Annotated in this window: 22 protein-coding genes; 10 read left to right on the top strand and 12 right to left on the bottom strand. The window is 72.4% G+C overall.

Going from position 1 to position 22,914, the window contains the following annotated elements; genetic code table 11:
* Window positions 1-50: 50 nt before the first annotated feature.
* Complete coding sequence (locus P696_RS46100) at window positions 51-1,067, bottom strand: helix-turn-helix transcriptional regulator (RefSeq protein ID WP_051467834.1); 1,017 nt, start codon at window positions 1,065-1,067, stop codon at window positions 51-53.
* Window positions 1,068-1,130: 63 nt separating this feature from the next.
* On the opposite strand from P696_RS46100, the gene P696_RS0116895 reads away from it, so the two are divergent.
* The 5 genes from P696_RS0116895 (at window position 1,131) to P696_RS0116875 (ending at window position 6,063) form a co-directional block, all read left to right on the top strand.
* On the top strand, window positions 1,131-2,267 hold the full coding sequence (locus P696_RS0116895) for an epoxide hydrolase family protein (protein WP_026413262.1): 1,137 nt from the start codon (window positions 1,131-1,133) through the stop codon (window positions 2,265-2,267).
* Window positions 2,268-2,698: 431 nt separating this feature from the next.
* Window positions 2,699-3,853: a pentapeptide repeat-containing protein gene (locus P696_RS52525; RefSeq protein WP_084337637.1), complete on the top strand. Its 1,155-nt coding sequence runs from the start codon at window positions 2,699-2,701 to the stop codon at window positions 3,851-3,853.
* A 168-nt stretch (window positions 3,854-4,021) separates the two neighbouring features.
* On the top strand, window positions 4,022-4,546 hold the full coding sequence (locus P696_RS0116885; RefSeq protein WP_026413261.1) for a carboxymuconolactone decarboxylase family protein: 525 nt from the start codon (window positions 4,022-4,024) through the stop codon (window positions 4,544-4,546).
* 62 nt (window positions 4,547-4,608) lie between these two features.
* Window positions 4,609-5,454: an alpha/beta fold hydrolase gene (locus P696_RS0116880; protein ID WP_026413260.1), complete on the top strand. Its 846-nt coding sequence runs from the start codon at window positions 4,609-4,611 to the stop codon at window positions 5,452-5,454.
* A 180-nt stretch (window positions 5,455-5,634) separates the two neighbouring features.
* Window positions 5,635-6,063, top strand: coding sequence for a hypothetical protein (locus P696_RS0116875; RefSeq protein ID WP_026413259.1), 429 nt, complete (start codon window positions 5,635-5,637; stop codon window positions 6,061-6,063).
* Window positions 6,064-6,099: 36 nt separating this feature from the next.
* Here P696_RS0116875 and P696_RS0116870 read toward each other — a convergent pair whose 3' ends face one another.
* The gene (locus tag P696_RS0116870; protein ID WP_026413258.1) at window positions 6,100-6,672 is read right to left on the bottom strand and encodes a TetR/AcrR family transcriptional regulator; all 573 of its coding nucleotides are present in this window, start codon (window positions 6,670-6,672) and stop codon (window positions 6,100-6,102) included.
* A 71-nt stretch (window positions 6,673-6,743) separates the two neighbouring features.
* Here P696_RS0116870 and P696_RS0116865 point away from each other — a divergent pair, with 71 nt between their 5' ends.
* From P696_RS0116865 to P696_RS0116855, 3 genes are all read left to right on the top strand, one after another.
* The gene (locus tag P696_RS0116865; protein ID WP_026413257.1) at window positions 6,744-7,241 is read left to right on the top strand and encodes an FBP domain-containing protein; all 498 of its coding nucleotides are present in this window, start codon (window positions 6,744-6,746) and stop codon (window positions 7,239-7,241) included.
* A gap of 159 nt (window positions 7,242-7,400) precedes the next feature.
* A complete protein-coding gene (locus P696_RS0116860; RefSeq protein ID WP_026413256.1) occupies window positions 7,401-7,607 on the top strand; it encodes a cold-shock protein in 207 nt (68 codons plus the stop codon).
* 88 nt (window positions 7,608-7,695) lie between these two features.
* A complete protein-coding gene (locus tag P696_RS0116855; RefSeq protein ID WP_026413255.1) occupies window positions 7,696-9,405 on the top strand; it encodes a DEAD/DEAH box helicase in 1,710 nt (569 codons plus the stop codon).
* A 229-nt stretch (window positions 9,406-9,634) separates the two neighbouring features.
* Here P696_RS0116855 and P696_RS0116850 read toward each other — a convergent pair whose 3' ends face one another.
* The 3 genes from P696_RS0116850 to P696_RS0116840 form a co-directional block, all read right to left on the bottom strand.
* Complete coding sequence (locus tag P696_RS0116850; protein ID WP_026413254.1) at window positions 9,635-10,384, bottom strand: hypothetical protein; 750 nt, start codon at window positions 10,382-10,384, stop codon at window positions 9,635-9,637.
* A complete protein-coding gene (locus P696_RS0116845) occupies window positions 10,327-11,856 on the bottom strand; it encodes a HEAT repeat domain-containing protein (protein ID WP_026413253.1) in 1,530 nt (509 codons plus the stop codon). Before P696_RS0116845 ends, P696_RS0116850 begins: the two co-directional genes overlap by 58 nt.
* Window positions 11,857-11,957: 101 nt before the next feature.
* Window positions 11,958-12,164 (bottom strand): hypothetical protein, encoded by a 207-nt coding sequence (locus P696_RS0116840; RefSeq protein ID WP_157429746.1) that lies wholly within the window; start codon window positions 12,162-12,164, stop codon window positions 11,958-11,960.
* 214 nt (window positions 12,165-12,378) lie between these two features.
* On the opposite strand from P696_RS0116840, the gene P696_RS0116835 reads away from it, so the two are divergent.
* Window positions 12,379-13,344, top strand: coding sequence for an MBL fold metallo-hydrolase (locus P696_RS0116835; RefSeq protein WP_026413251.1), 966 nt, complete (start codon window positions 12,379-12,381; stop codon window positions 13,342-13,344).
* Between the two features lie 75 nt (window positions 13,345-13,419).
* On the opposite strand, the gene P696_RS0116830 is transcribed toward P696_RS0116835, so the two are convergent.
* From P696_RS0116830 to P696_RS0116800, 7 genes are all read right to left on the bottom strand, one after another.
* A complete protein-coding gene (locus tag P696_RS0116830; protein ID WP_026413250.1) occupies window positions 13,420-14,454 on the bottom strand; it encodes a 2-hydroxyacid dehydrogenase in 1,035 nt (344 codons plus the stop codon).
* A gap of 9 nt (window positions 14,455-14,463) precedes the next feature.
* Window positions 14,464-15,123 (bottom strand): histidine phosphatase family protein, encoded by a 660-nt coding sequence (locus P696_RS46090; protein WP_051467766.1) that lies wholly within the window; start codon window positions 15,121-15,123, stop codon window positions 14,464-14,466.
* On the bottom strand, window positions 15,120-16,613 hold the full coding sequence (locus P696_RS0116820) for an FGGY-family carbohydrate kinase (RefSeq protein WP_026413249.1): 1,494 nt from the start codon (window positions 16,611-16,613) through the stop codon (window positions 15,120-15,122). Before P696_RS0116820 ends, P696_RS46090 begins: the two co-directional genes overlap by 4 nt.
* Entirely contained in the window at window positions 16,610-18,127 is a 1,518-nt protein-coding gene (locus P696_RS0116815) for an FGGY-family carbohydrate kinase (RefSeq protein ID WP_026413248.1), read from the bottom strand. Before P696_RS0116815 ends, P696_RS0116820 begins: the two co-directional genes overlap by 4 nt.
* Window positions 18,128-18,145: 18 nt before the next feature.
* Entirely contained in the window at window positions 18,146-19,396 is a 1,251-nt protein-coding gene (locus P696_RS0116810; RefSeq protein ID WP_026413247.1) for a sugar ABC transporter permease, read from the bottom strand.
* Window positions 19,389-20,285, bottom strand: coding sequence for an ATP-binding cassette domain-containing protein (locus tag P696_RS46085; protein ID WP_051467765.1), 897 nt, complete (start codon window positions 20,283-20,285; stop codon window positions 19,389-19,391). Before P696_RS46085 ends, P696_RS0116810 begins: the two co-directional genes overlap by 8 nt.
* Window positions 20,286-20,488: 203 nt before the next feature.
* Window positions 20,489-21,565, bottom strand: coding sequence for a substrate-binding domain-containing protein (locus P696_RS0116800; RefSeq protein ID WP_026413246.1), 1,077 nt, complete (start codon window positions 21,563-21,565; stop codon window positions 20,489-20,491).
* Between the two features lie 354 nt (window positions 21,566-21,919).
* Between P696_RS0116800 and P696_RS46080 the strand changes: the two genes are divergently transcribed.
* Entirely contained in the window at window positions 21,920-22,768 is an 849-nt protein-coding gene (locus tag P696_RS46080; protein WP_245627697.1) for a DeoR/GlpR family DNA-binding transcription regulator, read from the top strand.
* Window positions 22,769-22,914: the final 146 nt, after the last annotated feature.

Genomic DNA, 22,914 nt, shown 5'->3' with positions numbered 1-22,914 from the left:
GGGCCGAGGGCGGGACGCCGGGCGTCGTCGATGGGCCCCGGGCCATGGCCTCAGCGTCCCGCGACGTCCGCCGCCGCGCCTCCGGCCGCCTCCCCTGCCCCTGACGCGTCGGACCCCGCGTCGGAGGCCGCTTGGAGGCGGGAGGCCATGGCGGCGATCCGTTCGACCAGTTCGGGCGGTTCGTGCGCCTCGAAGGCGAGGTCCATCAGGGCGACGTAGACGACGATCTCGTCGAGGTTGTTCGAGCCGCACAGCAGGACGCAGGTGGACGCGTCGACGGGTTCGACCGTCGCGACCGTCGGCGGCATGTGCGCGGTCACGACGTCCGCCGGGGCGTGCACGGTGAGGCGCGCCTGATGGCGGTACGGGGCGCTGGAGATCGCGCGGGACGTGTACGCGGCGAGATCCTCGGCGGGCGGTTCTCTCGGGACGAAGCGCGGCCCGTTCGGTGTCTTCAAGGACAGCCGGTCGACGCGGTACGTCCGCCAGTCGCGCTTGTCGACGTCCCAGCCCACCAGGTACCAGCGGCGGCCGGAGTGGACGAGCCGGTGGGGTTCGGCCGAGCGACGGCTCTCCTGCCCCTGGTGCGACCGGTAGTCGAAGCGCAGGACCTCGTGGTCGCGGCAGGCCGCGGCGATGGCCGTCAGGACCTCGGGCGGCACCGGCGCGACGGCGGCCGTCATGGGGACGGTCATCGACTGCAGCGCGTTGACGCGGTGCCGGAGCCTCGCGGGCAGCACCCGTTCGAGCTTGGCGAGGGCCCGGACGGACGTCTCCTCGATCCCCTCGACCGTGCCTCCGGCGGCCGTCCTCAGCCCGACGGCGACGGCGACCGCCTCGTCGTCGTCGAGCAGCAGCGGAGGCAGCTCGGACCCCGCGCCCAGGCGGTAGCCGGGCGCGCCGGGAGTGGCGTCCACGGGGTAGCCCAGTTCGCGCAGGCGGTCGACGTCCCGCCGGACGGTCCGCGTCGTGACGCCGAGCCGTTCGGACAGCTCCGCGCCGGACCAGTCGCGGTGGGTCTGCAGAAGGGACAGCAGTCTGAGCAGTCGCGCCGAGGTCTCCAACATGTCCTTCATTCTGCCGACAACCTAGGACCGAAGTCGTCCTAGGCAGCTCGTAGAGTCTTGGACATGACGAAGATCAACCCCTTCCGCATCGATGTTCCCGCCGGCGACCTGGAGGACCTGAGGGTCCGGCTGGCCGGCACGCGCTGGCCGGACGAGCTGCCCGGCACCGGCTGGTCCTACGGCGTCCCATCCTCGTACGCGCAGGAGCTGGCCGAGTACTGGCGGACGGGCTTCGACTGGCGGAGGCAGGAGGCGGCGCTCAACGAGTTCCCGCAGTTCACGACCGAGATCGACGGGCAGAACATCCACTTCCTGCACGTCCGGTCGCCGGAGCCGGACGCGCTGCCGCTGATCCTCACGCACGGCTGGCCGGGGTCGGTCGCCGAGTTCATGAAGGTCGTCGGGCCGCTCACCGACCCCCGCGCGCACGGCGGCGACCCGGCCGACGCCTTCCACGTCGTCGCGCCGTCCCTGCCCGGCTTCGGCTTCTCCGGGCCGACCCGCGAGACCGGCTGGAGCCCGCGCCGCGTCGCCCGCGCGTGGGCCGAGCTGATGAGCCGCCTCGGCTACGAGCGGTACGGCGCGCAGGGCGGCGACACCGGCGCGGTGGTCTCCCCCGAGCTCGGACGCGTCGCCCCGGACAACGTCGTCGGCGTCCATGTGAACGGCGCGCTGGGCTTCCCGACCTTCGCCCCGGACGAGATGGAGGGGCTCACGGAGGTGGAACTGGGCAGGCTGGCGCAGTACTCCGACCAGGACCGCGCCGGGTACGCGATGATCCAGTCCACCCGTCCGCAGACGCTCGCGTTCGGCCTGAACGACTCCCCCGCCGGCCAGCTGGCCTGGATCGTGGAGAAGTTCAAGGAGTGGACCGACCCGGCCCACGACCTCCCCGAGGACGCCGTGGACCGCGACCAGCTGCTCACCGACGTCTCCATCTACTGGTTCACGGGCACCGCCGCCTCGTCGTCCCGCCTGTACCGGGAGGGCGCGGCCGACTGGGGACGGCCGGTCGAGAAGTCCGACGTGCCGACCGGGGTGGCGGTGTTCCCGGGCGACCCCGGCGTCCGCCGCATCGCCGAACGCGAGCACAACGTCGTCCACTGGTCGGAGTTCGACCGGGGCGGCCACTTCGCCGCGATGGAGGCCCCGGACCTGCTGGTCACCGACGTCCGCGCCTTCTTCCGCCTCGTCCGCTGAGAACACGACCGCCGGGCGTCGCGTCCGCCCGTCGTCCCGTCCGGCGGTCGCGTCCGTAGCCCCGCCGGACGTCTCGTCCGTCGTCCAGCCCGGCCGGGTGTTCCGGCCGGGCTGGACGCCGTCCCCCGCGGCCATGCCGCTCGCGCGCTGTGCGCCGGATCGGGGTGCAGTCGACGTGACCAGGTAGTCACCTCGAGGACACTCTCTGCCGACACCGCCTGATCGTCCACGCCTCCCCGAGCGCGGACGCCCGGACGCCAGACCGGCGTCCAGGGCGGGCCGCCGGGTGGCTCGCCCGCCGCCGCAGGGCCCTGACCTGGAGCGCTAGCCCCGAGGAGGGCCCGGCATGGTCCCTGCGGTTTGGGCCATGACGCTCTTGTTGTCGTAGAACAATCGATTCGGCTGCGGCACGTCTGAGGGGACATGGACTCATGCGGCTGGTTATGCAGTGGGCGGCGAGGGTACGGGTGCTGAGCGCACCCGGCGTCAGCCTGCTGGCCCTGGCGTACGGATGGGCGCTCTGGAAGACGCCCGATCTGATGCACCTGGCGGATCCGAAGGACCGGCACAACGCGCGGATGCTGGTGGTGTCGGTCGCCGGGGGAATCTTCGTGGCCCTGACGCTGCTCTACACCGCCCGCGGCTACCAGCTCGCGCACCGGGGCCAGGTCACCGACCGGTTCAGCAACGCGCTGGAGGCGCTGTCCGCCGACCACAGCGACCAGCGGCTGGGCGCGGTCTACGCCCTCCAGCATGTGGCGCGCGACTCCCGTCTGCACCGTGCCGAGGTCTTCGACGTGCTGGAGGCGTTCCTGCGCCGCAACACCTTCGGCGGCGGATCCCCCGACGTCCAGGCGGCCCTCCGGTCCATCCTGCGTCCACCCACGTGGGCGAGGCCGCTCAACCTCCCGGACGCGAACCTGACCGGCGCGAACCTCCACCACGCGAACCTGGCCGACGCGAGCCTGCCCGGCGCCGACCTGGCCAAAGCGACCCTGACCTGGGCGAACATGGCCCGCGTGACCCTGACGGGCGCGACCCTGCCCGGCGCCGACCTCACCGGCGCGGACCTGCACCGCGCGAACCTCACCGGCGCGAACATGACCAGCGCGAGCCTCATCCGGGCGGACCTCACCTGGGCCGACCTGACCGACGTGGACCTGACCTGGGCCGACCTCATCGGCGCGCTGCTGCGCCGGGCGACGCTGACCCGCGTGACGCTCGCCCAGGCGGACCTGAACCGCGCCGAACTGCCCGGCGCGAACCTGACCGGCGCCACCCTGACCGAGGCGACGCTGATCCGGACGGACCTGACCTGGGCGGATCTGAGCGGCGCGAACCTCATCCGCGCGAACCTGACCCACGCGGACCTCACCGACGCCGACCTCACCCGCGTCAACCTCACGGGCGCGGACCTCACCGGCGCGGACCTCACGGGCGCGAACCTCACCCGCGCGAACCTCACCGACACCGACCTCACCGGCGCGGACCTCACCGACGTCGACCTGACCGGCGCGCAGGGCGTCACCTCCAAACAACTCCGCGAGGCGGGAAAAACCGCCGGCCTCATCGGCTTCACCGCCTGACGAGGTCGGACGCCGAAGTGCGCGCGGGCCCCACCGGAGCGGAGGGGCGGGGCGGGCAGGGCCGCCGTCGTCCAACGTCCCGGCCGCCCTGGGAACACATACCCCCCGGAGGGTGTTACTGTCCTCCCATATACCCCCCATGGGTAAAAGTCGGGATCGGAGAAGAAGATGCGCAACCTGCGGCCCCTCACCCCCGAGGAAGCATCGGGCAAGTCCCAGGAACTGCTCGGCGACATCGTCGGACGGCACGGATCGGCCGGCGAGATGGTGAGCACGATGGCCCACTCCCCGGCGCTGCTGCAGGGCTACCTCGACCTCTCCCGGGCGATGAAGCGGGTCAAGATGCCCCGCGCGCTGAGCGAGAAGGTCTCCCTGACGCTCCAGGAGTGGATCGGCTGCGGCACCTGCATGGAGGCCCACATCGAGGCCGCCCGCGCGGCGGGGCTGACCGACACCGACATCGCCCTGGCCCGGCAGGGCACCTCGACCGACGTCCGGGAGGCGGCCCTGATGGGCTTCGCCCTCCGCGTCCTGAGCGAGCCGTCGTCCCTCACCTCCGACGACGTGGCGGCGCTGCGCGAGCACGGCTGGAGCGACCGGGTGATCTCCGAGATCGTCGGCCTGGTCACGCTCAACATGCTCACCGGCTCGTTCAACCTCGTCGCCGGGATCCAGCCCGACACCAGGCCGTAGGGGACTGTCCGACGCCCGGCGTAGGGTGTGGCGCGATCACGCAGGCGTCCTGGAGGTAGAGCATGCGTTCGACGTTCCGCACTCCCGACGGTGTCACGCTCGGGGTCGAGCACTTCGGCGACACGGCGGCGCCGCTCGTCCTGCTCGCGGGAGGCACGACCATGCTCTCCTGGCCCGACGCGCTCTGCGAGGCGCTCGCCCGCGGCGGACGGCACGTCGTCCGCTACGACCTGCGCGACTCCGGCGCGTCCACGACCGTCGACCCCGGCGCCCCGACGTACACGCTGCGCGACCTCGCCGCCGACGCCGCCGCGCTCGCCCGCGGCCTGGACGACCGTCCGGCGCACCTGGCGGGCATCGGCGTCGGCGGGATGGTCGCCCAGGTCGCCGCGCTCGACCACCCGGACGCGTTCTCGGCCCTCACCCTGGTCGCGACGCGGCCCGTCGCGCCGGGCCCGGTCGACGACGACCTCCCCGACCACGACGGCGCGACGATGGGCCGGTTGTTCTCGCGCCCGATGCCCGAGTGGTCCGACCGCGCCGCCGTGGCGGAGTTCGCCGCCGCAGGCGCGGAGGTCCTCGGAAACGATCCCGCCGCGGCACGCGCGAACGCCGAGCGCGTCTTCGACCGGACGCCGGGCACGGACCCCGCCCTCCAGATGGCCAACCAGCTGGGCATGGTCTTCTCGAAGCTCGACTGCGCGCCGCGCTGGCGCGAGCGCCTGCCCGAACTCGCCCTGCCCGCGCTCGTGGTCCACGGCCGCCGCGACCCGTTCTTCCCGGTCGGCAACGGCGAGGCGCTCGCACGCGAGATCCCCGGCGCACGTCTGCTCGTCCTCGAGGACGCCGCGACCGTGATCCCGAAGGCGGCGGCAAATGACGTCGCCGCAGCCATGCTCGCCCTTTGACCACCGATTGGCCGTACGTGGTCAGCTAGCCCCGATCCGGCGATTCAAGGGAACCCTCGGCGTTCCAAGAACACCTAACCCACATTGCACACGCACCGCGGTTCGCGGCGGCGCGTGCTCGACGGGGTGCTGTCGGAGCGTCCGCCCTGGGGCGGACGTCCACTACAAGGGGGTTCTCAATTGCCGGACACCGTTGCCACCGCCATCAAATGGATGTACTTCGGCGCAGTTGTCAGCCTGATCTTCCTGCCCATCAAGCTGTCCCTGATGGGCTCAATGCGTTCACGTCTCCAGGAGCAGGGCAACCTCAGCCCGGATCAGATTGATACCGTCGTCCGGGTCGGCACCGGCATGGCCGTCGTCTTCAGCCTGATCGGCACCGGGCTGTGGATATGGATGGCCAAGGTGTGCCGGGACGGACGCTCATGGGGACGGGTCCTGTCCACCGTCTTCATGGCCATCGGCACACTGTCCTTCTTCTACTCCCTGACACAGGACGCCCCCGGATGGGCGAAGCTCATCGACATCCTCCCCGTCGCCGTCGGAATCGCGGCCACCGTCTCGCTCTGGCGCGAGGAATCCCGGAGCCACTTCGACCCCTTCGCCTAGGCGGCGCGGGGCGGTGGGCGATGGCGCGGACGGAGGTCAGGCGGACGGGGACGGCCAGTTGCGCAGGGCGACGTCGAGGGCGTCCAAGGCTCTGGTCCAGGAGGTCTCCGGGTCGCCCGAGTGCTCGAAGCCGCCGGACGCCTCCAGGCTGACGAAGCCGTGGAACGTGCTGCCCAGCAGGCGGACGGCGTGGTTCTGCTCCTCGTCCGGGACGCCGTAGCCGCGCAGGATCGCGCGCGCCATCGCGGAGTGCCGGGGGCCCGCGCTTCGGGCCGCCGTTTCCGGGTCGAGGCGCAGGCGCGCGGCGGCATAGCGCCCCGGGTGCTGCTGCGCGTAGGCGCGGTAGGCGTTGCCGAAGGCGACCAGGGCGTCCTTGCCCGCGCGTCCGGTCACGGCGTCGCCGACCCGGTCGGCCAGTTCCTCAAGGGCGAGCAGCGCCACACGAACCCGCAGGTCATGGGCGTTGGCGACGTGCGCGTACAGGCTCGCCACCGTGACCCCGAACCCGCGCGCGACCGCCGAGGCCGTCACGTTGTCGAAGCCGACCTCGTCGGCGAGCTCCGCCGCCGCCCATGCCAGGCGTTCGGGTGTCACTCCGGCCCGCGCCATGAGCCCCCTCCCAGAAACTTAAGCCCTTTAACAATTTGCATAGTACCCCTAGCTTGACTACCTTCGCGACCATGAAGCCGCTCACCGAACGGGACGTCCGCACGTCCTTCGTCAACTGCTCCAAGGGCGAGGCCACCCGGCTCCACCTGCCCAGGGACTTCGCCGAGCTCGCCTGGGACGACCTGGACTTCCTCGGCTGGCGCGACCCCGCCGCCCCCGAGCGGGCCTACCTGGTCGCCGAGCACGACGGACGCCTCGTCGGGATCTCCCTGCGCGCCACCGCCGCGGCCTCCCGGGGCTTCACCACCCGCAGCATGTGCTCGCTGTGCCTGACCACCCGGACGGGCGGCGGCGTCGCCCTGATGACCGCGCGCCGCACCGGCGAGGACGGCCGCCAGGGCAACTCGGTCGGCCAGTACATGTGCTCCGACCTGGCCTGTTCCCTCTTCGTCCGCGGCCGGAGGGAGTCGGTCGGCGCCCGCGACATGGAGGAGACCCTCAGCCTGGACGACAAGATCGCCCGCACCCGCGCCAACCTCCACGCCCTGCTGGCCAAGGTCACCCGATGACGTTTCCCCGCAGTCCGCGAACTGTGCTACAGTGAAGGCGTTGCAGTTGTGGTACCCATGAAACTTATGTGCGCCTGACGGGAATGTTCATCCATCGGGCGCATTTGTTTTTTTCCGGCATCTCCGGATGGGGCCTCTGCCTACAGATCGGAGAAGGTCATGGCAACTCAGGGCACCGTGAAGTGGTTCAACTCTGAAAAGGGTTTCGGCTTCATCGAGCAGGACGGCGGCGGTCCCGACGTCTTCGCCCACTACTCCAACATCGCGACCCAGGGCTACCGTGAGCTCCAGGAGGGCCAGCGGGTCTCCTTCGACGTCACGCAGGGTCAGAAGGGCCCGCAGGCGGAGAACATCGTCCCCGCCTGATCGCCGGACGCGTATCCACTGACCGGGGTCCGCACCGCCATGGTGCAGGCCCCGGTTTTGTGCTGTTTCCAGGAAGGCTTACCACCGCATGTCCCGCAGGCCCCACCAGCCGAACCGGCGCGCCTCGTCATCCCCGCGGTCCGCGTCGTCCCCGCGGTCCGGGTCGTCCCCCCGGTCCGGGGCGGCTCCGAGGGAGTTCCGGCTGCCGGAGAGCACGACCCCCGCACTACCCGCCGTCGAGGAGTTCGCCGACCTCGACATGCCCGCGGGACTGCTGAAGACCCTCACCGAGCAGGGCCTCACCACTCCCTTCCCCATCCAGGCCGCCACGCTGCCCAACTCGCTCGCCGGCCGTGACGTGCTCGGACGGGGCCGCACCGGCTCCGGCAAGACCCTCGCGTTCGGGCTCGCGCTCCTGGCCCGCACCGCCGGACGGCGCGCCGCGCCCAAGGCGCCCCTCGCCCTCGTGCTGGTGCCCACGCGTGAACTCGCCCAGCAGGTGACCGACGCGCTGACCCCGTACGCGTCGGCCGTCGGCCTCCGGCTGGCCACCGTGGTCGGCGGCCTGTCCATCAGCAGGCAGGCCGCGGCGATCCGCGGCGGCGCCGAGGTGGTCGTGGCGACCCCCGGCAGGCTCAACGACCTCGTCGAACGCGGCGACTGCCTGCTCGGCGACATCCGCGTCACGGTGCTGGACGAGGCCGACCAGATGACCGACATGGGCTTCCTGCCGCAGATCACCAGGCTGATCCAGCAGGTGCGGCCCGACGGGCAGCGCATGCTCTTCTCGGCCACCCTGGACCGCAACATCGACCGCCTGGTGCAGCGCTTCCTGAACGACCCCGTGGTGCACTCGGTCGACCCGTCCGCGGGCGCCGTGACCACCATGGAGCACCACCTCCTCCACGTCCAGGACGAGACCGACAAGAAGGCCGTCACCACGCGCATCGCCGCCCGGGACGGCCGGGTCATCCTGTTCCTCGACACCAAGAGGTCCGCCGACCGGCTCGCCAAGCGGCTCCTCGCCGTCGGCGTCCGCGCGGCGGCGCTGCACGGGGGACGCTCCCAGCCGCAGCGCAACCGCACCCTGGAGCAGTTCAAGAACGGCCAGGTCACCGCGCTGGTGGCGACGAACGTCGCGGCCCGGGGCCTGCACATCGACGACCTCGACCTCGTCGTGAACGTCGATCCCCCGGGCGACCACAAGGACTACCTCCACCGAGGTGGACGCACGGCCCGCGCGGGCGGCTCCGGCGGCGTGGTCACGCTGGTCCTGCCCGACCAGAAGCGGGACGTCTCCCGGCTCATGTCGGACGCGGGCATCCGCCCGAAGACGGCGAGCGTCACCTCGGACGACACGGAGCTGGCGACCATCACGGGCGCCCGCGAACCGTCCGGCGTGCCCGTCACCATCGAGGTGCCGCAGCAGGCGTCCCCGGCGGGAACCCGTCCGGAGCAGAAGTCCGGCGCCGGGCGCGGCAGGCGGTCCGGCCGCCGACGCCGAGGCGCGGGGACGTCCGGCACCGGAACAGCCGCCACCGCCGGAACGGGCACCCGGAACTCGTCCTCGCAGGCGTCCGGCGGCGCGTCCGCGACCGGCGGTCGCCGTTCGGGATCCGGCAACGCCAAGGGCGGTGCCACCACGGCCGGTCGCGGCTCCGACCGCCAGGCCGCGGCCGGTTCGGAGGGCCGCAAGCCCCGCCGCCGGTCGACGTCCGGCGGAGCCGCGGGCAGCACCACCGGCACCGGCGCCCGCACCTCCAACCGCCAGGGCGCCCGCCGCACCCCGACCAACTAGGTCCTCGGCAGGGAGGGGTCGGCGCTGGGGATCACGCGCCGCGCAGCGTGGGCCATGGGTCGCTGACCAAGGGTGAGCGTGCGCGGGTTCACGTCCGGCGCTTGCGCAGGCCCAGGGGGCCGATACGACTGGCTGGGTGCGTTCTCGGACGCGCCCAGCCCTTCCCTTTACCGGGTCTGCCGCCTGCGGCTGCTGCTCACCGGCCACGCGAAGGCCCGGGGGCTGGGGCTCAGGGCTGTGGCGAGGCGGACAGGGCGGCCGTGGCCAGTTGCTGGGCCTCGTCGTCCAGGGCTATGCCGCGCCAGCCACCGTTGTCGCTGATCCGCTCGTCCCGGTCCAGGCATGCGTGCAGCAGCGGTGCGAGTGCCTGGGCTTCGGGCCCCATTTCTGCGACGTTGCGCAGCGCGGCCAGTTCGATCTGGCTGTAGGCCGCGCCGGGAGGTGCGTCCAGGACGCTTTGGAACACCTGGAGGGCCAGGTGGCTGTCGCCGGTCACCTTCCAGTGCGCCCGGGCGACGGGGATGGCCTCGTGGCTCCTCCACAACCGCTGGTTCGCCCGTAGCCACTGCTCAAGCCAGGTCGTGCGGCCCGTTCCGGCCCTTGGCCCCAGCGGGGAGAGGCAGCGGGCCAAGGCACTCGCGAGCGTCGCCACGTGCCAGCGCGCCGAAGCCTCCGTCGCCGAGGCTGGGCGGCTGTTCTTGAGTTCCGTTCCGGCGCCCTCGCGCAGAGGAGCCGTCAAGGTGAGCACCTCGTCCACGGTGCTCAGCAGGGCCGTCTCGTCGCCGGTGACGGCGAATCGGGTCCGCGCGACGGTCAGCGCGAGACCTGCGGAATCCGGCGTGGGAGGTCCCTCCAGGGCGTTGCGCTCCACCCGCTTGAGATGTGGGACGCAGTGCGCAGCCGCGGGCCCGACGGCTTCGATCACGGTGCACGCCAACTGCGGGTGCGTGGATTGGAGCAGCGCTTCCAACTCGGGCACCGCCACGTCCGCTGCGGGACCGCATGCCGCCAGGGCATCGCAGAGCAGGTGGAGTCGCGGCAGGCTGTCCGCAACGGTTGGCCGCTCCGCCAGGCACCGCGCGAGTGCGGACCGCAGTGCGGGGGCCAGCAGTGGTCCGTGCCGTCCGGCGCACGCGACAAGGGCTCGCGCAAGGGGGGTTGCGAGAACCAGTACCAGCGCCCGCTGTAGTGGCTGGACGCCCCGAACCCGCCGTCCTCCAGGTGGTCCAGGGCGTGCACCAGTGTGGGGACGGCACGCGCGTCCCCGTGCCTGGCCAACGCCCAGGCGGCCCGGGTCGCGGTCGGACGGTCCGGGTCGTCGAGCGCGGCGGCGAGGCGGTCATCGAACGCGGTACCGGCGGGGCCGACCGCCGCGAGGAGATCGGCGGCACTCCTGCGGTTCTCCGGTTCGGAATCCGTCAGGGCGGCCCCGACCGGCGGGACCAGCTCCGGCACGGCCGAGCGCCACCGCAGCATCGCGTCCCCGGCCGCCTGCAGAGCACCTGTGCGCACCTGCGGCCACTCGTGATCGATCAGTGCACGGATGATGTTCAGGTGTGCGTTCGTGTCGTCCTCGCACAAGGCACACAAGGCCCTGGCCAGGCGTGAACCGCCGTCGTCCCATGCCGAGTAGACCTCGTGGGGAGTGGTCGGCGCGAGGGCCTCCTCGAGCAGGTCCCGCCAGTGGACGGCGTCCGGGTCGAGACGCTTGTTCGCGGCCAGGCAGGCGAACTTGAGCGCGTCGGTGTCCCGGTCCGGTGCCGTGAGGCGGCGAACGGCCGCCGCGAGCGCGTCAGCCGAGGATGCGTTCGTTTCGCGCGCCCTGGCCGCTGCTCGCGCGCCGCGCAGTCTTAGGGACACGCGCAGGGCCAGGTCCGACTCCACCGCATCGCGGCTGATCAGGGCGGTCGTGGCGTCCTCTGCGCGGGGTGACCATCGGGCGTAGTCCCACAGCAGTGCGGCCATGGCAGTGCGGACCGCGCGGTCGGCGTCGTCCAGCAGCGCGACCAGCGTGTCGTGCTCGGCGACCAGCGCCGCCCGGCAGGACACGGCGTGCTTGTTCGACCGCCAGGGCTCGCGCATCTGGTTCTGCAGGGCCACGAACTGGCCGATCAACTCGACGATCTCTGCCTTCAGCGTCAGGCCGGGCGTCGCCGCCAGTTCGACAAGGAAGGGCACGGCCGCCGCGCCCGCCGAGTACACGGCCCCACCCTGGTGGTAGATCGAGGCGACCAGGTGATCCAGCAGTTCTTCACGTTCGGCGTCCCCGCCGGGACGTGCCAGCGCCCGAAGCGCCCCCGGAACATCCTCGGCCGCCCCGTACGCATGTCTGAGGTCAGCCCACGGGACGTCGTCAAGTCCGTCGAGCGACGCCAGAGCCTCGCCCGACGACGTGGACGCGGCGCACTGATCCGCGCCGCCGGAAGGTACGAATCGACCGACTATCGCCAACGCTTCCCTCAAGAAATCGGAGCCACCGGCCCCACGAACTCCGCAGGACGACCCCGCACGACCGCCGAGGCTACTCGACCGGCCCCCTGGAAGCCGAGAGGTCACCGCCAAGGTCTGTGGGCGTCCCATCGCAGGTCGGCGCATCGCACCGCCGGACCGTCGAACAGCTCCGGGGTGCCCCTGACCATCGACTCCCACACGTCGTCCATGGCCGCCAGGTCGGCATCGGACAGCCTCGGCGCCGAACCCTCACGAAAGCGGATCTGACCGACGTCCCACACCTCGACACGTGATCGTTCGATCGGCACATGCTCACTCTGCCAGGCACGATCGCGATCCCGCGGCGTGTGGCGGGCATGAGCGGAGTGACCAATGCGCCGCTGTCCTGGGACGGGCACTGGGTGGGGGTTTGGGGTGAGGGTTGGGGAAATGCGGTGCGGTTTTGGGGGGTTTGTGCGAGGGTTCTGCGGAATTGAGGCGGGCCGGGGGCAAGCCGGGCGCCCTCTTTGACACCCACGAGAGATGGCCACTCCTGACATGGTTCAGATCGACCACCCTGCCCGTCTGGAGCAAGGGCATCCGTTCCGGCAGTGGAAGACGTGGCGGATACCCGGGACCGGGCTGACGCTCACCGGCTACTCGCGCGCGAACGACAAGACGTTCTTTCACATCCCCGAGCTGCGGTGCAGCCTCGACGCCGGGCTCTGCGAGGGGCGGCAGGTCGACACGGTCTTCCTGACCCACACCCATCACGATCACGCCAAGGACCTCGACTACCTGGCGACCAATCCGTCCGGCGTGGACATCCACCTGCCCGCGGACGCCCTGCCTTACGCCGAGTCCTACATCCGCGCGAGCGCCGAGCTGAACCACGGCCCGGCGTACGATCCCGCCCTGGCGACGGGCCACCGGCTGCACAAGGTGCGAGGCGGCGACGAGTTCACCTTCGGACGCGCCGGGCACCACGTGCGGGTGGTCGAGTGCGATCACAAGGTGCCCTGCGTCGGGTACGCCTTCTCCCAGAGCACCAAGGCGCTGTCCCCAGAGTTCGACGAGCTGCGGCGTCGGCTGGTGGCCGAGGGCCGGGGCAAGGAGTTCGGGCGTCTCATCGCGCGCGCACGCGAGGACGGTGCCGTGGTCGAGCAGGAGGTCAAGCGGCCGTTGTTCGCCTTCCTCGGCGACACCCACGTCAGCGTGTTCGAGCGGAACCCCTGGCTGTTCGACTACCCGGTCATCATCACCGAGTGCACCTACCTGGACGAGGACCAGCGGGAACGCGCCGACCGCGTCGGCCACACCGTCTGGAGCCAGTTGCGTCCCGTGGTCGAGGCGCATCCGCGGACGCTGTTCGTCCTGACCCACTTCAGCCTGCGTCACTCGGACGCCGACGTCCTCGCGTTCTTCCAACAGGACGCCGAGACGCCCGCCAACGTCCTCCCCTGGGTCCACCCGGACAGCCACCTCCCGGAGCAGCACCAGCACCGCTGAGCAGGCGCGTCCACAAGAGCGGCCTGAGACGCGAAAGACCCCCGGCGCGGGCTGCGCCGGGGGCCGTTTCATGGGTCACTTGGTCTTGAGGACCTCGGGGTTGGCGCAGTGGAGGAGGGGCTCGCCCTTGAGGTGCCGGGCCACGTCCTTGGCGAGGATGCGGGCGGCGTTCATGGCGGTCTGCTTGCTGGCCCCGGCCAGGTGCGGGGTGACGGTGAGGTTCGGGGTGGTGAGGAGCCGGGACCCGGCCGGGATCGGCTCCTCGGGGAAGACGTCGCAGGCGGCGGCGTAGAGGTGGCCCTTGTCGAGCGCGTCGCAGAGGGCGTCGTAGTCGAGCAGCGCGCCACGGGCGCAGTTGACGACGACGGCCCCCTCGGGGAGGGCGGCGAGTTCGGCGGCGCCGATCATCCCGGTGGTCTCCGGGGTGACGCGGGCGTGCAGGGAGAGGATCTGCGCGCGGGAGAGCAGCTCGTCCAGCGGGACGAGCTCGGCGACGTCGCCGAGGTCGGTCGCGTAGGGGTCGTGGACGAGGACGCGCGCGCCGAGCGCGTTGAGCATGCGGGCGACGCGGCTGCCGACCGCGCCGTAGCCGACGAGGCCGACGGTGCTGCCCTCGATCTCCGGGCCGACGTCCTCGTAGCGGTAGTAGTCGCCGCGCCACTGGCCCGCGTGCAGGTCGGAGTGGGTCTGCGGGATCCGCCGGACGGCCGCCATGATCATGCCGAGGGTGTGCTCGGCGGTGGCGGCGGCGTTGCGTCCGGGGGCGAAGGCGACCGCGACGCCGTGTTCGGTCGCGGCCTCCAGGTTGGCGTTGACCGGTCCGCCGCGGCTGACGCCGAAGAACCGCAGGTCGGGGCAGGCCTCCAGGACGCGCCGCGTGAGCGGCGCCATCTGGGTGACGCAGACCTGGACGCCCTGGAGCGCCTCGATGAGCTCGTCCTCGGTGCCGGACGCCTCGTCCACCTCGGCGACGCGGCCGAACGGGACGACGGGCCAGGGCAGGGTGAGCTCGGTGAACTCCAGCTCGGCGGAGGTCTCGGCGCGGACGGCGTCGACCAGGAGCCGGTTGAGGACGAAGTGGTCGCCTGCGGCGAGGACACGGGTGGTCATCGTTGACTCCTAGCGCGCGGAGGTGGTCTGGGGGCGGTCGCCGTCGCAGGCGACGCCGAGGGCTCCGCGCAGCGGGGTGTTGAACACCAGCAGGGCGGCGCGCCCGTCGCTGATCTCGATCTCGTTGAGGGCGCAGTTGCCCACCGAGGGGAACACGCGGCGGTAGTCGCGCAGCGGGACGCCGAGGTAGTGGCACAGCACCAGGCGGATCGCGGTGGTGTGGGCGACGACCATGACGCGTCCGTCCGGGTGCCGGGCGACGATGTCGTCCAGGCACGAGGTGAAGCGCTCGGCGGCGGCCTGCGGATCCTCCCCGCCGGGGAGGTGGCCGCTGACCGGGTCGTCGTGGAACGCGCGGAGGGCGTCGGGGAAGCGTTCGCGCATCTCGGCGCGGGTGAGCCCCTCGGCGCGTCCGAAGTCCAGCTCGCGCAGGCGCGGGTCGACCTGCAGCGGCAGGCCGGTGGCCTCGGAGCTGAAGGACGCGGTGAGCCGGGCGCGGGTGAGGTCGGACGACCAGAGCGCCGACAGTCCCGCCCCCCGCGCCCAGCCGGCCAGGAGGCCGGCCTGCTCGAGCCCCCGCGGGGTCAGCGCGACGTCGGAGACCCCGGCGTACCGGTTCTCGGCGTGCCATTCGGTCTCGCCGTGGCGGACCAGGACCAGGCGGGTCATGCGGGCGTCCTTTCCCGTGCGTGCTCGGCGACCGGCTGAGGCAGCCAGCCGCGCCGTTCCAGTTCGGCGACCAGGCGGAGGTAGCCGTCGTCGAACCGGGTGTGGTGGGTGGGTCGGGGGTCCAGCGTCGCGCGGACGGAGACCATCCCGGCGGCGACCTCGGGCAGCGACCGTCCGGCCGAGGCGGCGAGGACGGCCGCGCCGAGCGCGGGCTCGGCGTGCTCGGGCAGGATCACGGGGCGGCCGAGGATGTCGGCGCGCAGCTGGGACCAGTAGGCGCTGCGGGCGGCGCCGCCGGTGAGGGTGAGGTCGCCGCCGACGGGCGCGCCGAGCATGGCGAGGTAGTCGAAGCACAGCCGCTCGACGTACCCGACGCCCTGGAGGATCGACGCGAACCGCTCGGCGTCGTCGCGGGGCTCGCCGAGGACGAAGCCGCGCGCGTCCGCCGCGACGAACGGGAACCGCTCCCCCGCCGACACCAGCGGGTAGGTCACCGCGTCGGACGGCTCGTACGCGGCTGCCGCACGGTCGAGTTCGGCCAGGTCACGGCCGGGGAAGTCGCGGGTGATGCGTCCCGCGCCCGTGCTGGACGCGCCGCCGGGCAGCCAGCGTCCGTCGGGCGCGCGGTGGGAGTAGACGACGCCGAGCGGGTCCTGGAGGAGGTCGTCGGTGACGCCCTTGAGGACCAGGGTCGTGCCGAGGACCGAGTTCCAGGAGCCGACCGTGAGGCGGCCGGTGCCGAGCTGGGACGCGCAGCCGTCGGTGCATCCGGAGACGACCGGGATCCCCGCGGGCAGCCCGGTGTGCTCGGCGGCGGACGCCGAGACGGTGCCGAGCGGGGTGCCGGAACGTTCCAACGCCGGGAGGAGGCCGTCGGGAACACCCAGGTCGGACAGGACGTCCCGGGGCCAGTCCTCGGCGACGAGGTCGGCACCGGTCTTCAGCGCGGTGCTGAGGTCGGTGGCGACGGGACCGCCGGTGAGGCGCATGTTGACGAAGTCGGTCTGGTGCGCGAGCCGGACGCCGTCCGCGACGAGCTCGCGACGGTGTTCCAGCAGCCACAGCAGGCGGGGCAGCGCCCAGGCGGGCTGCATCCGCTGGTAGCCGAGCCGCCCCCAGACGTGCCCGCCCGCGCGGTTGATGCGCTCGACCTGGTCGGCCGCGCGGGTGTCGTCGTACATCAGGCCGGGCGTCAGCGGACGGCCCGCTCCGTCGGCGAGCAGGATGGTGCCGGACGTGCCGTCCACGGCGACCGCTTGGACGGTCTCGGCGGGGACGTCGCGCAGCGCCTGGCGGCAGGCCGCGCCCACGGCCGTCCACCACTCCTCCGGGTCCTGCTCGTGCCGGGGGCCGTCGCGGTGGTCGGTCAGCGGGTGTCCGCCGGTTCCGAGCACCTCGCCCCCGGCCGTCACGGCGACGGCCCGGACGCTCTGGGTGCCCAGGTCGATGCCGATCCATACCGCCTCGTCCCGGGCGCTTGGCCGGGTCACAGGGTCCCCCCGTCGGTTCGGTTGCGGCGACGCGCGTCCGCCAGGATCGGCCAGGTGGCCGCCGCGGCGCTCCGCACGTCGAGGAAGGTCTGGTACATCCGCGCGTAGAACGCGGCGCGGTCCGGGTCGGGACGGTGGGCGTCGCCGACGTGGACGTGGGCGCGCGCGGCCTCGGCGATCGTGGCGGCCCGTCCGGTGGCGACCGCGCCGACCAGGAACGCGCCGCGCGCGCCCGCCTCGGCGTCGGTGGTGCGGACGACCGGGACGCCGGTGACGTCGGCCATCATCGCCAGCCACACCGGGCTGGCCGAGCCGCCGCCGCTGACGCGCAGCTCGGTGGCGGGCGTCCCCGCGGCGGCGAGGCAGTCGCGGACGACCATCGTCAGTCCCTCGAGGACGGCCCGCGCCATGTGCGGACGCTCGTGGTCGACGGTCAGCCCGTGGAACGCGCCGCGCGCCCGGGGGTCGAGGAACGGCACCCGCTCCCCCGCCTGGGACAGGTAGGGCAGGAACAGCAGGCCGTCGGCGCCGGGCGGAGCCTGCGCGGCCAGGTCGGCGAGGCCGCCGGGGTCGCCGTCCATGCCGAGCAGGCGGCAGGCCCAGTCGACGACCTGCCCGCCCGACAGCGTCGGGAAGGCCCGCAGGTAGCCGCCCGCGAGGCCGAGGGGCAGGGTCAGGCCGGTCGCCTCGCCGTCCAGGACGGGCGCGTCGACGATCGTCTCGGTGCACACGGTGGTGCCGAGGATGACGCACGCCTGGCCGGTCTCGGTGGCTCCCGCGCCGAACGCCGTCGAGGCGACGTCGTAGGGCGCGAGGGCCACCGGCGTGCCCGCGGGCAGGCCGAGCTCCGCCGCGGCCGAGGCCGTCAGCCCGGCGACGCGCCGGTCGTCGGACCGGATCTCGGGCAGCAGCGGACGCGCCCACTCCATGTCGTACAGGCGCAGCAGCTCGCCCGAGTAGTCGCGCGTGCGGATGTCCATGAAGGGGACCGACGCGTCCGACTCGTCCACCGCGATCTCGCCCGTGAACCGGGAGAAGATCCAGCCGCCGCAGGTGAGGGTGGCGGCGGAGCGGGCGAGCCGGTCCGGGTCGTGCGCGCGGAGCCAGGTGAGGATGCCGGTGGGCACCCCGGCGAACGACACCGAGCCGTTCGTCCGGAACGCGGTGTCCATGACGCCCGCGTCGGCCCAGCCTGCGACGGTGTCGGCGGCGCGGCCGTCGTTCCAGAGGATCGCCGGGCCGGTCGGACGGCCCGAGGCGTCCACCAGCCAGCAGCCGTCGCCCTGCGCGGTGACCGCGAGGTAGGACACCGGCGCGTCGCCGAGCCGCTCGCGCACCTCGCGCACGCCGCTCGCGACCGCCCGCCAGACCTCGTCCATGTCCTGCTCGACGTGGCCGGGCGCGGGCCGCCGCACCTCGGTGGGGCGGCGGACCACGACCCGCTCGGCGCCGTCGCCGTCGTACCCGACGACCTTGATCATCGTGGTGCCCGCGTCGACGCACACGACTGCCATCAGAGGTCTCCCGCTCCGCTAGGCCCGGCCCGCTGAGGCACGCGAGCGGCGGGCGACCGAGTCCAGCGCCACCGCCAGCATGAGGACGACGCCGGTGACCATGAACCGGTAGGACGAGTCCAGGTTCAGCAGCGTCAGCCCGTTGGAGATGGACTGGATGACCAGGATGCCCAGCAGGGAGGCCCACGCGCCGCCCCGTCCGCCGAACAGGCTCGTCCCGCCGATGACGGCGGCGGCGATCGCGTTCAGGTTGACGTCGCCCGCGCCGGTGCTCTGGTTGGCCGCGGCCAGCCGCGCGGCGGCGAGGATGCCGCCGATCGCCGCGAGCGTCGTGCAGATGACGAACGCCGAGGTGTAGATGGTGCGGACGTTGATGCCCGCGCGGCGCGCCGCCTCCACGTTGCCGCCGACCGCGTACACGGCCTTGCCGTACTTGGTGCGGGTCAGGACGTAGTTGGCGACGAGCACCAGGGCCAGGAAGAAGACGAACATCCAGCCGACGCCGCGGTCCCGGTTGAGGTACCAGACCGCCAGCGCGAGCCCGGCGAGGACGGCCACGCTGCGCAGGACCAGCATCCGCTGGGACGTCGCGGTCAGCCCGGCCTTGCGGCGCGCCGACGCGCGGGCCTGGCCGGTGCCGTACAGCGCGGCGGCGGCGATCACGACCAGCGTGTAGGCGAGCCACGGCGGGACGAAGTCCAGCTGGGCGAAGGTGACCAGCTTGGAGTCGAACGGCAGGTTGATCGCGCCCTTGGCGCCGAGGACGTGCAGCTGCAGGCCGAGGAAGCCGAGCAGGCCGGCGAGGGTGATGACGAAGCTCGGCACGCCGAACCGGTTGAAGACCTGCGCGTACACCCAGCCGATCAGGCAGGCGAGGGCGACGGCGGCGAGCACCGCCAGCCACGGGTTGAAGCCCTGGTCGACGAACAGCACGGCGGTGACCGCCGCGGAGACGCCGCTCAGCGAGCCGACCGACAGGTCGATCTGCCCGACCAGCAGCATGAAGACCACGCCGAGCGAGATGACGCCGACCGGCACCATCTCCATGGTGAGGTTCGACAGGTTGTCGCTGGACAGGAAGACCGGGTTGAGGATCTGCATGACCGTCCAGATGACGATCAGCCCGGCGACCACGGGCGCCACGCCCAGGTCGCCGCCGCGCATCCGGGCGGTGAGGGCGGAGAACGCGCCGCGCACGCCGGACGGCTCGTCCGCCGCGCCCGCGGTCCCGGTGGCCGCCGCGGGCGGCCGGACGTCGACGTCACTCATCGGCGTCACCTTCCTTGTCGGCGGTGGTCCCGGCGGGCTGCGCGGGGGTCTTGACGGCGGCGGCTCCGGCCGAGCGGAGGGCGCGGCGCGTCACCTCGTTGTCGGTGGCGCCGGTGATGGCCGCGACGAGCTCCTCGGCGGAGGTGGTGGCCGCGTCGAACACGCCGTTGTTGCGGCCGAGCCGCAGCACCGCGACGGTGTCGGCGACCGCCTTCACGTCGGCCATGTTGTGGCTGATCATGATGACGCCGTGGCCGCGCTCGCGGAGCCGCTCGATGAGGTTGAGGACCTCGGCGGTCTGCGCGACGCCGAGGGCGGCGGTCGGCTCGTCCAGGATGATGACCTTGGGGTCGCCGAGCAGCGACCGGGCGATCGCCACGGTCTGCCGCTGCCCGCCGGACAGCCCCGCGATCGGCACCCGCACCGACGGGATCTTCGCCGAGAGCTGCTTCAGCAGCTCACGGGAGCGGACCTCCATCGTGACGTCGTCCAGCCGCAGCCCGCGCAGCTCGCGGCCGAGGAACAGGTTCTCGATCACGTTGAGGTTCTCGCAGAGCGCGAGGTCCTGGAACACGGTGGCGATGCCGAGCTGCTGCGCCGCCGCCGGGCTGGTGACGCTCACCTCGCGCGACTCGAAGGTGATGGTCCCCGAGTCCGGCGGGTGCACCCCGGACAGCGTCTTGACCAGGGTGGACTTCCCGGCGCCGTTGTCGCCGACGAGGGCGACGACCTCGCCCGCGGAGACGTCGAGGTCGACGCCTGAGAGCGCGGCGACCGCGCCGAAGGACTTGCTGATGCCGCGCAGCGACAGCAGGGGCGCGGGCGTGCCGCCCGACGTCCCGGCGTCCGCCGCGACCGACCGGGTCGGCGAGGGTGGCGATGAGGACATGACGAACCTTCGTGAGGCTTTCGTGGGCAGAGGGGGCGGGCCGGAGGGTGGCGATCCGTGGGGTGGGGCGGCGTCCTCCTCGTGGATGGGGACGAGGAGGACGCCGCCGGGGTTCGCCACCCGGACGCCCCCTGCGGGACGTCCATTCCGGAGGTCTTCTCTGTGCGCCGGTCGACCGGGCTACCGGTCTTCCGGCTGCCGGGCTACTGGATGCCGAGCTTGGTGCACGCCTGGGCGTACACGCCGGTGCAGACCTGCTTGGGCTCGAGCGCGCCGCCCTGCTTCACCACGTCCTTGATGTTCTGCTGCGTCACCACGGTCGGGACGAACAGCTGGGACGGGGTGTCGAACAGCGTGGCGTTGCCCTGCGGCTTCTTGCCCTGGACGAAGTCGTAGGCGGCGACCGCCGCGGCCTCGGCCACGATCTTGATGGGCTTGGAGATGGTGTTGTACTGGTCGCCCGACACCACGCGCTGGACCGCGGCGAGCTCGGCGTCGTTGCCGGTGACCGGCGGGACCTTCGCGCCGGCGGCCTTGAACGCGGCGATCGAGCCGCCGCCGGTGCCGTCGTTGGCGGCGGCGACGCCGGCGATCTGGGTGTGGAACTTGCTGATCTGGCCGGACACCCACTCCTGGGCCTTGGACGGCTCCCAGTTCGGGGTGTCGTACTCGGCGAGCAGCTTGAAGCCGCTCGGGTCGACCGCGCTGTGCACGCCCTTCTTGATCAGGGCGGCGGCGGCGTCGGTCGGCGAGCCGTTGACCTGGAGCAGGCCGCCCTGGGCCTTGGACTCCTTCAGCCTGTCGACCAGCGACTGGCCGATCATCTGGCCGAGCTTCTCGTTGTCGAACGAGACGTAGTAGTCGGCCTTGGCGGCCGGGATGGGCCGGTCGTAGGCGATGACCGTGGCCTTGCGCGACTGCGCCATCCGGACGATCGAGGCGGCGGCGGCCGAGTCGACCGGGTCGATGACGATGACCTTGGCGCCCTGCGCGAGCGCGGAGGTGGCCTGCTGCTGCTGCTTGGCCGCGTCGGCGTTGGCGTTCTGGTAGAGCACCTCGCAGCCGCCGCAGAGTTCCTTCATCTTGGCCTTGAACAGCGGCGCGTCGTACTGCTCGTAACGGGTCGAGGCGATGTCGGGCATCAGGAACGCGACCTTGGCCTTGTCCCCGCCGCCGCCTCCGGATCCGGAGTCCTTGGACGAGCAGGCGGTGGCCGCCGGGGCCAGCACGGCCAGTGCCGCGACCGCTGCGGCGGCCGTGCGGAAGGACAGCTTCCTCACTGAGTTCTCCTCGATGCTCCGCCCGTGGAACCCGGGCGGCTGGGCCGGGGGTGGAACAGCGCCGACGTCGCGCCGCTGCGGTTGTGAAGACAACACCGGTTCACCTGCGAATGTCAACATGACGCCGTGAACTTCACATCGAATCCTGTGACTTAGACCGATCCGAGCGTGAAGATCGTCACTTCCAACGCTGCTGCTCACCGACTGTACCCGGGGATTTCTCCGCACCCATCGCGGTTCCGACCGGGGACGCCGTCACAGGCGTGCGGGGGTACGTAGTACGTTACTTCCAACACGAACGTCACATCGATGACCCCGCCGGCCCCGGCCGGCCACCCCCCGGAAGGGACCCCGGTGACCGACGACACGCCTCCGAGCACGACCGGACCGGACGCCGACGGCGGAAGCACCCGCCGCCGGCGCGAGGCCATCCGCAGGCAGGTGACCGACGAGGGCTTCGTCCGGATCAGGGACCTGGCCGCGGCGCACGGGGTCAGCACGATGACCATCCACCGCGACCTGGACGAGCTGCAGAGCACCGGGTGGCTGCGCAAGGTGCGCGGCGGGGCGACCGCCGAGCCGTCCGCGAGCTACCACGGCGACGTCCGGCACCGCCGCCAGGCCATGGCCGCCGAGAAGCGCGCGCTGGCCGGGGCCGCCGCGGGCCTGGTCGGCGCGGGCGCGACCGTGATGATCGACGAGAGCACCACCGCGCTGGAGCTGGCCGGGCTGCTGCCCGGACGCGGCCCGGTCACGGTGATCACCAACTTCCTGGCCGCGGTGAACGCGCTGACCGGCGAGTCCGGCGTCGACCTCATCGCCCTCGGCGGCGCGTACTACCCGGCCTACGACGCCTTCCTCGGCCTGCGCACGTCCGAGGCGATCCGGTCGCTGCGCGCGGACCTGCTGTTCATGTCCACGACGGCGATCACCAACGGCCAGTGCTACCACCAGTCGCAGGAGACGGTCGCGGTCAAGCGCGCGCTGATGGAGTCGGCCGACCGGCGGGTGCTCCTGGCCGACCACACGAAATTCACGAAAAACGGTCTCTTCCAGCTCGCGCCGCTGACCGACTTCGACCTGGTCATCGTGGACGCGGGCACGCCCGCGTCCGACGTGGAGGCGCTGCGGGCGCGGGGCGTCCACCTGCATGTCGCCGGACGGGACGGCACACCGTCCTGGCCCTTGCCGACAGAGCGCTGACCTGCGATTTCACCGGCCGTGACGGGCCGGTGCGCGCCGCCACGGCGAGAGTTCACCGGATCGTGGGGGACTTGACAGGCGGGGTACGTTTCCGGGCCAAACGGTGATCATCGGGCGAGGGGACGCTCTCGCCACCACCATCGGCC

Origin of the sequence: Actinomadura oligospora ATCC 43269 (assembly GCF_000518265.1) — a bacterium.
Classification (GTDB): domain Bacteria; phylum Actinomycetota; class Actinomycetes; order Streptosporangiales; family Streptosporangiaceae; genus Spirillospora; species Spirillospora oligospora.
The sequence above is the reverse complement of the archived record's forward strand: the minus strand, read 5'-3'. Positions and strand labels throughout refer to the sequence as shown.